Source organism: Paenibacillus sp. 203 (assembly GCF_037027525.1).
GTDB classification, from domain to species: Bacteria; Bacillota; Bacilli; order Paenibacillales; family Paenibacillaceae; genus Paenibacillus; species Paenibacillus polymyxa_B.
In genome coordinates this window covers 556508-571305 of the sequence record NZ_JAXCHD010000001.1, presented here as the reverse complement: position 1 = coordinate 571305, position 14798 = coordinate 556508, and the positions used below count along the sequence as shown (strand labels likewise).

Sequence of the window (14798 nt, the reverse complement as noted above, 5' to 3'; positions counted from 1 at the left end):
AAAAAAGATTTTCGGATTTTACACAATTGCACATCTTATAAGTTATCATATTAGAGAATGATCCATCAGCAAAAGTTTCTCTATATTTATATGCATCAATAATCAATGTCATAAAAAATAAAGAAAGCCCATGAAAGCTAATAGCTCAGCCTAGTGCATGTATCTATTTATCGTCAAACATTACACCGTACTTTAGATAGAAAATAAAATAAGCGCCATTCCAGTTATTTTCGGGAATAGCGCTTCATTATACAATTAAAATAGCTATATATGAATATGAGAAATGTAGAAATTAATTATCAAGATGAGGGAAAAACCGGGCGAAACAATCCTCAGAAGAATTCATGTTCACCTGTGCCCCGAATGACATCAAGGAAATCCTGTAAATCCGGGGGAACGGCGCCCATACGAATGCTCCGCACATGGAGTGTGGGTATTCATAAATCTCATGGACCTAACATCATCTCAACTTATAATCTATCCGAAATCAAGCTAGATGCATCAGTGGAAATTTGTAGCCCAAAAAAACAAGCTATTTCACAATTAATTATTCAAAAAAGCATTGTTTTAATAGAGGCCTTCCCGTATACTATAGTCAAACGCTTGGTTTAAAAAACACACTTCATTATACATTTATAATGATAATTATTTATTTGTGTTTGTTTGCGGCACTTGCAGTTCTTGGCCTACTTTAACCAGGTTATTGATTTTAACCAGTTCTTCAACAGTCACACCGTATTTTTCAGCAATAGAAGCCAATGTGTCGCCCTCTTGAACACTTACAGTGATTGTATTTACAGTTGCTGGTGTTTCAGTTGTAGTCGTTGCTGGTTTTGTAGTTGTTGCTTGATTGTTGTTCTCAGTAGCTGGTTGAGCTGGTGTTGTAGTTGCTGCATCTTTAGTAGTTACAGTTCCAAAAACTTTTTCTTCAAATGCTTTTTGTGCTGCTTCTTGTTGTTGAATGATCAGTTGATCTTCATAACGATCCTTATTTTGGTCAGAGTTCGATTTTGCCATTACTTGACCTGTTGCAAGTGGACTCAACAAAGATACTGCACCTAAACTAACTGCCAGCATGCTAGATACTGCTACTTTTTTCATTACGTTTTTCATGATTTTTTCTCTCCTCTTTTTAGCTTTAAATTTTAATTAACTGCTTTACTACTGAGCGAGACACTCCCAATGTCCGCTCTTTAGTCATTAGCTAATCACTTATTACCAATCATGTTAGCTATCAACAGATAGAAATTGTACTCCTCTTTTCCAAAAAAATCAACCTCTAAATTGAAATATTCTGTTTTCATCCCTCACTTCCTTACTTTTTGTTTGTCTCTATATTTTTATTATATACCTCTCTCTAGCTCGTTGTCAAATCCTGCTGATTGTACGGCTTAAAAGACTTTTGCTCTATCATTTAATCCTTCTTACAAGAGAGTTATAACCTCTTTTTCATAGTTTCAAGCAAAATTTCATGGAAAATACTAGATATTTAGACTTATGATCTTGCTAAGGTCAGGCAAAAAATAGTCAAATGTATTCCTTGCTCTAATGCCTTTTCTCTCAAAACACGTGCACACGCCTGCAAGGTGCTTCCCGTTGTATAAATATCATCTACAAGCAAAACGGTAACAGAAGGCTTGTTCTCCGTAGCACGATGAGATTCAGCTTTTAAAATAAACGACTTCAGCAAATTTTCCATATTGGGGTGGACAGAAAACGCGTTATTCATGGTGTTCATGCGTTCCTTTTTGGTTTTAAAGCTTTGTTTGCCTGTATCTTGTGGACGAGCAAGTAAAGATAGGAAGGGGAGCTTATTCCTCCTAGCAATCTCTTCTGCCAAGATCTGAGCCTGATTGAAGCCTCGCTCTGTCAGCCTCTTCTCACTTACCGGGACACAGGTCACTACATCCACACTCCACAAAGATTGCTTGAAACGAGAATGTTTAAGACTTGCAAACTCATACCTCATCGCCTGATAGGCTCGATTCATGATCTCGCCCAGCAAGGAACCATACTTTTCATTTCCACGATATTTGAACTGCCCAATCCATTCTCTCATCATCGGTGTATAGCTGGTTGCACTCCGATTGCACACATAGTAACGTACTAATCGGTCAAGCCTTACGCAATCCGGGCAAGACGTCGGACGTCCACAATAAACACAACGAATATTGTAAACCCAAGGAATTTGAAGCGAACAAGAAGTACAAATTCCGGGAAATTCGGAAAAACGCCCTGTGAGAGTGCCGCAAGCCATACATATTTGAGACTGGCGATGGAATAACCAATTCAAAAATAGACGGGTTGTTGGAATCATCCCCATACCAGAATGCACCTTTCTTGGTAGTTTACGTACCGACATTGTTTCAGGTTTCACATTTCCAAAAAAACTTTTTTTATTTAATGCATTTAGTGCTTCGCCTCCTTCAGGTATCCTCTTTTCCGAGCCAGTGCATTCATACGTTTAATCTGTCTAATTGCTCTCTTTTGACCTCGAGTCCATTGGGGGGATGTAAAAATAACACCTCCACATGGGTCATCCTTGGACCTTCCTGCACGACCCGCCATTTGGACAAGAGAGGCTTCATCAAAAAGACTGCTGTCCGCGTCTAATACGTACACATCACTCCGTGGAACAGTTACCCCTCGCTCCAAAATAGTCGTTGTAACCAGAACACGTATTTCAGTAGCTCGAAATAAGCGCACTTTAGCGGTTCTTTCTTCATCCTGTGAGGAGGTGCCTGCAATAGGTACATCAGGTAATTGTTTAATCAGCAGCTTCACAAGTCCCTGAATATGTGAGATTCGTGTCACAAACAGGAAAACCTGTGCCCCACGTTGTATGGATACGCGTAGGCGTTGAATAAAGGATGCGGGAAGCCGACCTTTTTGCAGCCAATGTTGCACTGAAGCAGTCCCCAGACGAAATGGGACAGGTAGAGGGTGACGATGAAAACGAACGGGAACCTTGGCGTATGGCAGTAGACCGCGTGCAGCCTCTTTCTGCAAGGATTGCGGTGGTGTAGCAGACAAATAGATAAACTTTCCCTTCGGCTTACATACTGCTTGTGCAGCAAAGGCAAGCATAGGATCATTGTGATAAGGGAACGCGTCTATCTCATCAATCACAACCAAATCAAAGGCTTGACGATAACGCAATAGCTGATGTGTCGTAGCCAATGTCAACTGTCCCCTTTGCCACCGTTCTGCGCTCCCCCCATAGAGCGTCACCATGCTCACATCGGGAAAAGCAATGCCCAGACGAGGGGCTAACTCCAGTACTACATCGCGGCGTGGTGTTGCCACAAGCGCCGTTCCTCCGTGGTCCAACACATATTGCAAAAGCGGAAACATCATTTCCGTCTTACCCGCGCCTGTTACAGCCCAGAGCAGAAAACGTCCTACCGTGGTATCAGGTACCTGCCGATCAGCGTTATGCCTCGCACCTTCGCCAGGTTTTGGCGAAGACTGCTTGCTGTGGGCAAGGTTGCTGCCATGCGAAGCGGCAGCATCTGATCCCCGGCGTGCAACCCTATCGCGCCGGAACAACGCCCGGAGCCCACGGCCTTCCGGGCGAAAACGTCCCCGCACTTCGCCGTGCGGTGCGGCCAAAAAGCGCAGCGCCGCTTCAGCGGCGGCACGTTGTGCAGGGCTCAGCCCCCAGCGGTCGAGTTCCGTCGCCGGGGCCCTGCCTGCTGTGCACGGCAGGACGGGTTTCGCTACGCCACGAAGCAGCAGCGAGCATTCACGGCTGCGCCCCAGTGCGAGACATGTCTCGCAGTAAGCGCACGCCTTACGTCCGCACGATGCGCAGCTCGTGCGATGCACTACCCCGCTGCCACAACGATTGCAGCGAAGTTCATGCGTACGCGCGGCAGACCAGCGCGTACGTGGTGCTGGAGCGAGGCCAGCAGCAAAGCTGAGTCGGCCTTGCAGATATGCAAGTTGTGCAGCGGATCGCCAAGTATGCTCCAAACCTGGCGCTGCCTCTGCCAGCAGCGCTTCGACTTCCGGAACGAGTAACTGGCGTCCTGACAACAAATTTGCCAGCTCATTCGCTTGTCGTGTTAAACACTCCCTATCCAATCCATCAATTCCCGTGATGAGACTCCTTTTTTGAATAGAACGTAAAATTCCGTCTGTTTCCCGTCCCTCATCCCCACCTTTTGTGCAGGAAGTCCACCCTTGTACATGATCCCAAATGCATATATTTTCTACTCCTCCAGACAAAATTCGTTCTCCATCAAAAGGCTCAATAGCCAGTTCACTTTTTAGCTGTGCGAGAATATAAGCCCACCACTGCCATTTTCCCCATCGCTCCATATTTGCTAATTCCTTAAATGTTTCGCACAACTTTGTCCCCCAGGACAAGGGAAGCTCATCTCCTAAAAGCACCCATCTTTCGACAACATTCTCTTGCCCCTCATCTTGATTCATCCACCATGTCATATCTACTCGAATATCCGCAGATAATCGGAGAGTCCAATTCCCTTTATACCTCACTGCATATACTGCAATCTTCACCTTCCCCTGCTCCTCCCATTCATCCATTTTTGCGGTTTTTGTTACCCCAGAGAACAGCAAAAAAGCACACTCCTATGGCTAATAGCCTGAAGTGTGCTTCACATCAAGTAGATCTCAACGAAATCCCTGTCGTCTTGCCTATGCAACTGTTTTAAAACATTTATATCCGATTTTAACCACGATGTCCACAATCCCCTATCGCTAAGGAACAAATGGGGCGTCCGCCAACGACTTGACCGTTCTAAGATCAATAACAACCTGCTTTTCACCGCCTGACTTCGGTAAGACCGGGTTCCCCGGTGAAAAACGACTTGAAATGACTGAAACCTCCATATGACTATAGCGTAGTAGCCGTGTCAGAATCGGTAGCGTGTCGTCCATAGATTCATCATCCAGTACCGTCACATGTAGCGGCCTCCGGTGTAGCCAGGCAAGTATGTTCAGCGAACGCATCACCCATTCCACACGATCTCCGTCATTGGACGTAATCACAATATAGCGAGTCGCGCGATGACCTGGAGATATTGTGCGTGAATCTTCACCATTGTGATAAGCCTGAACCGCCTGTCGTATATACATAAGATGAACGACTGCGGCTCCCACACCGTATATAAGCAATATCCAAACCAAGTGAGCCGTCACGAGGGTTCCACCTCCTCCTATAGCGACAATATATGCCGTATAACAGGAAGAGGTGTCACGGTTATGTACTGGGTTTCCGTATGAGCGGACATATCGCTCCCAAAGAAAGGCGGTACAGCATTCATATCTATTAGCAGCTGCATCGTCTAATGCATGGAAAGACTACACTTTACAGCGTAACCCATCCATATTTAATTGAGTTAATAACTGCTTGTGTACGGTCATCAACTTCCATTTTTTGCAGAATGCTGCTGACATGGTTTTTGACCGTTTTCTCACTAATGAATAAATATTCACCGATCATCTTGTTGCTCTTACCTTCAGCCATCAGACGCAGCACTTCAGCTTCACGACGGGTCAATGGATTATTTTCACCTGCGACAAACTTCACGCCGGCTTCCTTCGTATGACCTTCAGCCATAGCCCCTGTTTCATTCAGGTAGGTCATCCGGCGAAGCTGCTGAATGAGCTTACCCGTTACCTTCGGATGGATAAACGCATATCCTTCATGAACCGAACGAATTGCATTAATGAGGGACTCGGCCTCCATATCTTTTAACAGATAACCATTGGCTCCCTTGCGCAACGTCTCGAATACATAGCTTTCATCATCATGAATGGATAATATGATAACTTTGACATCCGGGAACATCTCACGCAGTTTTTCGGTTGCCTCTACACCATTTTCAATTGGCATATTAATGTCCATCAGAACAATATCTGGTTTCTCTACGTTACAGAATTCCAACACTTGAATACCATCGCCACATTCTCCGATGACCTCAATGTCGTCCTCCATATTCAAAATACGTTTAAGTCCTTCACGGAACAACTGATGATCGTCCGCTAAGAGAACTTTAATGGGTGCATTGCTAATTTCCTGATTTTCCATGTTGTTACTCCTTTCCCTTTTCCACGTTGGTTGGGATATGAATCACTATCTTGGTGCCTTGATTCTCAGCTGATTCGATCTCCATTCTCCCCTCGAGCAGTTCAACCCTTTCCCGCATACCAATCAGACCAAAATGCCCATGATCTTTGCTTTTTTGCTGAAAAAGCTCTGGCTTAAAGCCCAAACCATTATCCTGCACCACGATTTTTACAAGCTGCGCCTGATAGGTAATCTCCACAAGCACATAGGTAGGATAAGCATGCTTGGCAGCGTTGGTCAAAGCTTCCTGGATCAGACGGTAAATGGCTGCTTCCATCGCGGAAGAGAGACGGTGTTCCTTGCCCCTTGTTTCAAAAAGCGATCTAATTTTCGTTTTTTCTTCAAAATCCTGCACATATTTCCGGAGCGTCGGAATAAGTCCCAGGTCATCCAGGGCCATAGGACGCAAATTGAAAATGACCTTTCGCATTTCCTCAAGACTGGAGCGAACCTGTTTCTTCAAGTCTACTATTTCGTCCTGAACCATCTTAAATTCCTGCTTGGCGATCATTCTTTCCACAATTTCCGTCCTAAGCACTAGATGCGCAAGGAGCTGCGCAGGTCCATCGTGAATTTCACGGGATATACGTTTGCGCTCCTCTTCCTGAGCCAAAATAATTTTCAGACCAATAAACTGCCGGTTTTTGGCCGATTCGATGATCCGCGTCACTTGTCCCAATTCACCCGACAAATATTCCAGCACGACCCCCATCTGCGAACCGATGGTTTCAGCGCGCTCGACAGAAGCCTCGACACTTTTGGCCCGCTTTTGAAGATCATCTCTTCTGGCTTTGAGATACATTTCCTTCTCGCGGAAAATCATCACATCGAGTTGAAGCTGTGTTGCCTTCTCATAAGCCTGCTTGATATCCTCTTCCGAATAGCGAACGAAGTCGCGGCTGACCTCAGTCAACCGAATGCGGGACCGCCGATAGTTCATTTCCAGCTGGTCCACCTTTTCGATCGTTTCTGCTGTTTCCTTCAAGACGCTCTGGAGCTCCTGATTTAACGTGACCAGCTCGGTCCGGGCCGTGTCCAATATTTCGAACATCTGATATTTGCTGTTCTCCATCACCTGGATGGCATTTTTAATGACTCGGTCTATGATATCGGCTTGAAAGTCCACAAATGTTCTACTCCAATCCTAGCATTTCAAGTATATATCATACCATATCATGACTGGAGGGTGATGGTCTTCGTTTCTTGTTCCCATTTTACAGTCATTCCTAACTGCTCAGAAACGAGTCTTAATGGGACTAAAGTCCTACCTCCTAGCACAATGGGTGCAACATCAGTGCTTTGACGCTTTCCGTTCAGAACAACTTCTTTTTTCCCTACGGTCAAATCCATCAGCACACCGCCGCGCATAATGGTGATCCGCTGATCGCCCGCATTCCATTTGGCTTGTCCGCCAAATGCGTCCAGTACATACTTGATCGGAACATACGTTGAACCATCGCGAGTCATCGGAGCGGCATCAATCGTGGTCGGCGTTCCGTTCACCGTCATTGATTTTTGTCCAATCGTCATTTGAGCTGTTCCTTTTTTGAGTCCTTCTGTACCGACCGTTCCCGGTGTATTAAAAGAAATATTATCAAAAGCAACATTCCCTGTTTTAGCACGCTCGTCCTGACCCTCTGCTACATTGACCACATAAAGACGCTTCAGCTTCGCCGGATACGAAATATTCAAACCGCTCATATCTGCGTTAATGGTTTTCCAACCGTTCCAGTCGATCACTTTAGCGAGATCAATATATGCTGTTTTGCCTTGGGCATCCTCTAGCTCCGCACGCAGCCAGTTCAGACTCTTATCCCCTCTGACATCAATTGAGATGGAAGTAGCCGCCTGTTCAAGCGTTTTCCCGGATGTGCCGTTCAATTGAGCGTAAGCATACATTTTACCACTGCCGTTCGTCATATCGTAGTTCAGCTCTAGCACTTTGGAACTGGCATGGTCGCCATCTCCTTGTACAACAGCCGCTGTGCCGGTAACACCTTCCACATTCGAAGTAAAATCAACCGGATACGAGACATTTTCAAAGTTCTCCCAGTTGTTTGTACTTGCTCCGCCAGCAGACAGGAAGACGACAGCGCTGAAACCATCATAGCGACCGATGGCATAGCCCGTTTTTACGCCTGCATCCACCGTATTTACCGTAAGCTGATTGTCCTTGACACTTCCCTTAAAGCCGATGAACTCCCATTTGAGCGCATCTGACGTAATGCTGACACTCTGTCCATCTTTTGTCTTTGCCGTTACCGGTACAGCGATTTTAGCTCCAGCGGTAAGCGAGCCACTTCCAGTACCAGCGGTAAGTGATGAAATTTCATCTGCTCCAAGCACCGTAACCTTGGTTGTAGCGCTGGCTGAGCCACTGGATGCCGTTAAAGTAGCAGTTCCCGGTTTGGCTCCCTTTACAGCGCCGCCGCTCACTGAAATAACAGCCGGATTGCTGGATTTCCACGTCACTTGTACTTTCGAGGTATCGAATGGATTGTAGTAATTGTCATAACCTTTGAAGGAATAGCTTCCGGTCTGACCAATCAGCAACGTTTTATTGCCCTTGATGGTGAAGCCTTTGAGCGTTCCTTTAGGAGCATTGGTATATACCCCCACTCCATTTACAATACTACGTTGCTCTGTGCCATATTCTGTATTGAACGTAAGCCCCGCTGTCGTATCTCCCAAATCACGAGTCACCATAGTGGTAGAGCCGCCCCCGTCAAGGTTCATACCCTTCCAGACGCCAATATCTTTCATCAGCGTTTGCAACTCGCTCAGGGATACACCAACGCTGTTCCCATTCTTCTCAACAGCAATGACATAAGCGTAACGCTTGTCACGAGAATATCCCAGAGCTGTACGCGCACGCGTCCCGCCTATGCTTGTTGTGCTCCGAGAAAAAGAGGTTTTCTGACCGTCATTTACTAATATGGTATGTCCACCAATCATCATTTGAAGGATAGATGGATCTACTTCGCTCCCTGTCGATTTAACACGAAGGTGATAGCTTGTTTCTACCGTCTGTCCCACGGTCAGATGCGCTTTGGCATAATCAGCAGCTTTACCATGAGTACGTAAAATATAGCCATCCTGCGGAACGGTCATATTCAACGTAGCATTGTCGGAGACTTGTGTAACCACACCATTTTGTACCAATATCTCGGTGGGCGTTGTCGAACTGTTTTTGGGCCGCTCAATTGCTTTCCAAGCAGATGTATAAATATACATAGCATTAGAGTGGCTATAGCCGCCCCCACTCGTCTCAGGCGAATACGAAGCCTTGTTCATCCCCGCCAAAGAGAAGGACGACCCATCTCCAGCTTTTACTGTACCTTCAAAAGTAAACTGCTCCACCATGGGAGAACCATCCTTGGTTACAGCAAAGGCATACATACCCGTTAAATCAGACGGAGTAGACATCAACACACCCTTGGATACTTGTCCACCGATCGGCGCTCCCTCGCTGGAGGTATTAAAATAATCTCCGTTTACACCAGCAACCGCCCCGGTCTCTTTTGCCATGCCACCTGTACTCTGACGGGTCGTAAACTGTCCATTCTTCCCCGTCATTACATCCAGCTTGACGTACGGATTTTGTAAGTCCACTCGAATGATATCAGCCAGCGCTGTTCCTTTGGACCCTTTAAAACGATATTTCAATAATGTTGCACCCGAAGTAATGATCTCTTCGCCCAATTTTACAGTTGAACCAGAGGCTGCACTTGCGATTGGAGCAGACATCCAACCATTCAAGGGGATTAGAGCCCCAGTTCCAGCAACCGGACCGACCCATAATACCCCTGCCAGTGTTAACACGGCCCATCTTTTAGCAATTCCTCTGCCATTTACTTTCACTTCACTCTGTTTCTTATTACTTAAAAACATTTGGATAATAGCTCCCATCTCCAGTGTATTCAAACGGTTTTATTCCGCACGTGTACTCTATCAATAAACAAAAAAATCCTCTTATGTTAATAGACTTATTATATAGGCAAAAGTTACGAAAATCCCGTCAACTAATTCATAAAATCTAAAACGATGAATTGACGAATGCAATATCGGCGCACTATAATACATTTGAACTTATTAGTTCAAATAATACTGATTAGTTCACAACTCCAATTATGACCCTATCGGAAGGATTGATAATCATGAATAAACAACGGGCCATCATCATATTCACTTTATCCCTGAGCATCGCAATGACCGGATGTTCTACAGAAAAAAAAGATGCCGCTCTAGGTTCATCTGCACAGCCAACCGTTGTGCGCACCGCAATCGTCAAATCCACGCCACTTCATACGGCCTATAACTTGTCAGGCACTCTTCAGGCTTATGAGGAGAACACACTGGCTTTCCAAAATGGAGGCACTGTAGCCAGTGCATATCTCACTGTCGGTACTGCTGTACAGAAGGGCGCTGTTATTGCTAGTCTGGATGACGCTGACTACAAGCTTCAGGTGGCACAGGCGACAGCCTCCATCTTGGAGGCACAGGCTGGTATTGATAACGCACAGGCTAATTTACAGGCTGCTACCTCCGCGATTCAATCCGCCGATGCCGTCATTACAGGAGCTCGCGCGAATGTTAACAAGGTCAATAAAGGCGCACGTGCTCAAGAGAAACAACAAGCGCAAGCTACTGTAGATAAGGCACAAAGCGCTTATAACAAGGCCAAGACGGATAGCGAGCGTACACAGAAGCTATTTGAGGCAGGCGCTGCTACCGCATCAGATAATGAAAATGCTCGCCTGAATGCTACCGCAGCCCTGAAAGACCTGGAACAAGCCAAGGAATCCCTGTCCCTTTTGCTGGAAGGAGCCACAGCCGAAGATCATCAATCCGCCCAAGCTTCCTTTCAAGATGCGCTTGCAGGTAAAAGCAAAGCCCTCGCGGCCAGTGAACAGGCTGCAGCTTCCCAAAAACAAGCCCATGCCAACTACGAAAAAGCCCTTGTTGCCAAGGGGCAGGCAGAACTTGCACTTTCACGCACACGTCTAATCTCTCCTGTGAACGGTGTAATCTTAGACAAAATCGTGAATACAGGTGATTTGGTCGCGTCAGGGCAAGCCGTCTATCGCATAGGCTCCATCGACCGCCTCAAAGTACTGCTTCCTGTACCAGACAGTGAAATTAAGGATTGGAAAAAGGGTCAACAAGTAGAAGTGGCGCTCTATGAAGAGACTCGTCAAGGTACGGTGTCTAACGTCTCTCCTTCAACCAGCACCGACACGGGAAGGGTTAACGTAGAGATTGTTATAAACAATCCACAGCGAGACTGGTTACCCGGTCAGGTCATTAAAGCTGCTCAACAGGTGACCGACAAAAATGGGATTCTCGTTCCTGCCGAAGCAGTCATTAACACGGGAAGCAAGCCTTTTATTTTCAAAGACATTCAAGGAAAAGCTGTTAAAACCCCTGTGGAGCTTGGTAATCAGGTTGTAGATAATCAGTTGCAAATCGTATCGGGACTTCGTGAAGGCGAACGTATTATCGTTAAAGGGGCAGAAAACCTGTTTGATGGAAATGCGATTCAGTCGGAGGAAGGCGGACGCCCATGATTGAGTACATCGTAAAAAAACGAAAAATTACATTGCTGTTTTTTGTCATGCTGATTTTGGTCGGAATCTTCGGCTTTTTCCAGTTACCACAGCAGGAAATGCCGGATGTCACCATACAAAATGCCACGGTAACAACAGTCTACCCTGGTGCTTCACCACAAAAAGTAGAACAAACCGTAACTAAAGAGCTGGAGAAACGCATTAAGGAAGTTGAAGGTGTTAAAACGATTAGTTCGACTTCTGGTAACGGATCCTCCTCTATTTTAATCGAATCCAAAAACGGAGTTGATCCTCAAACGGTTTGGGATAATATGCGTAAAAAAGTGCAGGATGCACAAGCTGATCTTCCTCAAGGCGCTGAAGTGCCTGTTGTAAATGACAAGCTAACCAGCTCTTTTATCGGCTCCTATGCCCTAATAGCTGACTCTTCTGCACCACTGTATAAACTAAATGATTTAACAACAACTTGGAAAGATCAGCTCAACACCATTTCTGGCGTATCTAGCGTCAAATTCAATGGTCTCCCTGATCAAGAAGTACGTGTTCATATTGACAACCAGAAGCTTCAGCAATACCAGCTGTCATGGGGACAAGTAGCTCAAGCGATCCAGTCTCAAATTGATCGGGTTCCTACTGGTAATATTGAATACAACAGACGTACCTATCAACTTATTGTTCGCGAGACCGAAAAAGCTGATGAATTGAATCAGGTCCTTTTGACACGCACCAAAGAAGGTAATCCTGTATATTTGAGGGATGTCGGCACAACGGAGCTGGCACATCCTAATACAGAATACTTTGCCTATGTAGAGGGTAAACCGGCCATTACGCTAAGTATTGGAGCAGAAACAGGCACAGACATCCCTTCTATGAGCGAAAAGGTCAATACCAAGCTCAAAGAACTGGAGAAAACACTTCCCGCAGGTGTTCACTTTCAAACTCTTTTTGCACAAAAGGATCAGGTAAGCCATATCTTTGACGACTTAAAGCGTGAAACGATTCTTGCGATTGCGGCCGTTATTCTCGTTTGTATGTTGGGGCTGAATTTGCTCACCTCTGCATTTGTTGCACTGGCCATTCCTATTTCGGTTTCGATTGCCATTATCTTTTTGCCTATGTTCGGCATCACTCTAAATCAGATTTCCGTTGTCGGTCTGATCATCGTACTCGGCATACTCGTGGATGATGCCGTAGTTGTAAATGATAATATTGAGCGTAGACTTACGGAATTAGGAGAATCACCCTCAGTCGCAGCTGTAAAAGGTACCAAAGAGGTCATGCTTTCTATTTTGGTTGCAACTCTGGCTACCATCTCAGCTTTCGCGCCATTGTTGTTTCTTCCTGGAAATGTAGGTGCCTTTATTAAACCTATTCCTGCTATTGTCTCCCTGACCATGCTTGCCTCTATGATCATGTCGCTCACCATCATCCCTATTTTTCGAGAATGGTATGAGAAGCGCAGACAGGCTCGTCACCCTCAGGGTAAGTCTAAACCAGCAGGCTTGCTCGGCCAGCAGATTCATTCTTTAAACAAGCTCTATTCACAAAAACTGATGCCTAAGGTCATTCAGCGTCCCTTGTTGACAGCCATGGTCGGACTCATGCTTGGAACAGCCGCCTATGGATTAGTTCCCTTTACCTCAGTTGAACTTTTTCCTGAGTCGGAAGATCCTCATGTTGCACTAAATGTAAAAATGCCTGTAGGCACTTCAATTGCGGAAACCGACCAGGTCGTTAAAGACCTTGCAGGCTGGGTGAAAAAGCAACCTGAAACTTCCAAGGTCGTCTACAGCGCTGGAGGGACTGCCCCACAACTTTTTAGTGACATTAATAGTTCGGGTGGAAATATTAGTTATAACGAAACGGTGGGGCAGATTGCTGTCGTCGGCAAAGAAAACGTATTCGATCTCAATACGACAGTTGATGCTTGGGAACAACATGTTAAGAAATCCTACCCTGGAGTTACAGTTACGATGTATGTTCCTCGTCTCGGGATTCCAGTGGGTAAGCCCGTTTCTATTCGTATCTCAGGTCAGGATCTGAATGAACTGCAAACCCTTGCCCAGAAGGCAAAGGAGCAGATCGCGACAGTAGAAGGCACAACAGGCATCGTGGATGATATAGGAATTGAACGATATGCATTGGAGCTTGAGGTCAACAAACAAGCGATGGATCAGTACCTGGTAAGCTACACAGATTTGACTCGCACCCTGCTTCTATTAAAAGAAGGAGCCCAAGTCAGCCAATTTGATACTGGAAACAGTCTGGTAGATATTAAAATGTATTTGAATCACAGCGACGAGGAGCCAAGTAAGCTTTTCCAACAATTAAGTGTAGTTAATGCAGCTGGTAAGCAAATTCCATTAAACCAGCTTGTCCAGATTAAGCCGTCATTTGCTATTCAGCAAATCAAGCATTACAATATGGAGCGGACGATTACGGTGGAAGCCGATTTGAACGGACGAACTGCAAGCGAAGCGATGATTGATGTTGAAAGTAAGCTGGCACAAATGAAGTTCCCAGAAGGCTACAAATGGGAGGTTGGTGGGGAAACCTCTGACCAATCGACCATATTCAAGGACTTAGGACAGCTGGCGATCGTTGTAGTCTTGCTCATTTTACTCTTGATTACTATGCAATTTTATTCTCTCTCCATTCCTATTATTATTATGACGACCGTGTACCTGGCAGCAGCCGGCGGGATTATTGGTATTTTCTTGACCGGTATGCCTATTGGTTTTATGAGCATCATGGGAATTATTGCACTCGCGGGCATTGTTGTGCGGAATGGGATTGTGTTAATTGAATTTATCGAGGATGCACGACATGAAGGAATGGAATTAAAGGAAGCCGTAATACAGGCGGCTGCTGCTCGCTTCAGACCGATTTTATTGACATCTTTGGCAGCTATTGTAGGTATGATTCCATTAGCACTATTGGGAAGCCTGCTCTTTAAGCCACTGGCGTTTACCGTCATTTTCGGTTTGTTATTCTCGACCTTGTTAACCTTGTTTGTCGTGCCGTCCTTGTATATGATCATGGCCAAGTACAAGATGCGCCGTCAACTCAAAAAACAGCAGCACACAGTTATCACACGTGACCAACCTTTGTGATGTATGAAGTGAATTCGATGC

The 14798-nt window shown here is 45.5% G+C and carries 9 protein-coding genes; 2 read left to right on the top strand and 7 right to left on the bottom strand.

The window, feature by feature from the left end; all coding sequences use genetic code 11:
- Window positions 1–645 precede the first annotated feature (645 nt).
- From WA407_RS02645 to WA407_RS02615, 7 genes are all read right to left on the bottom strand, one after another.
- Window positions 646–1113 carry a LysM peptidoglycan-binding domain-containing protein gene (locus WA407_RS02645; protein WP_235306499.1) on the bottom strand — a complete coding sequence of 156 codons (468 nt, stop codon included), beginning with the start codon at window positions 1111–1113 and terminating at the stop codon, window positions 646–648.
- A 382-nt stretch (window positions 1114–1495) separates the two neighbouring features.
- Complete coding sequence (locus WA407_RS02640; RefSeq protein ID WP_336076706.1) at window positions 1496–2377, bottom strand: ComF family protein; 882 nt, start codon at window positions 2375–2377, stop codon at window positions 1496–1498.
- 32 nt (window positions 2378–2409) lie between these two features.
- A complete protein-coding gene (locus WA407_RS02635; protein WP_336076705.1) occupies window positions 2410–4524 on the bottom strand; it encodes a DEAD/DEAH box helicase in 2115 nt (704 codons plus the stop codon).
- Between the two features lie 201 nt (window positions 4525–4725).
- Window positions 4726–5166, bottom strand: a complete 441-nt coding sequence (locus WA407_RS02630; protein WP_235306501.1) for a hypothetical protein — start codon at window positions 5164–5166, stop codon at window positions 4726–4728.
- 169 nt (window positions 5167–5335) lie between these two features.
- The gene (locus tag WA407_RS02625; RefSeq protein ID WP_007432713.1) at window positions 5336–6058 is read right to left on the bottom strand and encodes a response regulator; all 723 of its coding nucleotides are present in this window, start codon (window positions 6056–6058) and stop codon (window positions 5336–5338) included.
- A 4-nt stretch (window positions 6059–6062) separates the two neighbouring features.
- A complete protein-coding gene (locus WA407_RS02620) occupies window positions 6063–7223 on the bottom strand; it encodes a sensor histidine kinase (protein ID WP_013312293.1) in 1161 nt (386 codons plus the stop codon).
- 47 nt (window positions 7224–7270) lie between these two features.
- Window positions 7271–9988 carry a stalk domain-containing protein gene (locus WA407_RS02615; RefSeq protein WP_336076704.1) on the bottom strand — a complete coding sequence of 906 codons (2718 nt, stop codon included), beginning with the start codon at window positions 9986–9988 and terminating at the stop codon, window positions 7271–7273.
- 266 nt (window positions 9989–10254) lie between these two features.
- Between WA407_RS02615 and WA407_RS02610 the strand changes: the two genes are divergently transcribed.
- Both WA407_RS02610 and WA407_RS02605 read left to right on the top strand, forming a co-directional pair.
- Window positions 10255–11664 (top strand): efflux RND transporter periplasmic adaptor subunit, encoded by a 1410-nt coding sequence (locus tag WA407_RS02610; protein ID WP_336076703.1) that lies wholly within the window; start codon window positions 10255–10257, stop codon window positions 11662–11664.
- Window positions 11661–14777 (top strand): efflux RND transporter permease subunit, encoded by a 3117-nt coding sequence (locus WA407_RS02605; RefSeq protein ID WP_336076702.1) that lies wholly within the window; start codon window positions 11661–11663, stop codon window positions 14775–14777. The genes WA407_RS02610 and WA407_RS02605 overlap by 4 nt, the downstream gene beginning before the upstream one ends.
- The last annotated feature ends 21 nt before the right edge of the window (window positions 14778–14798 follow it).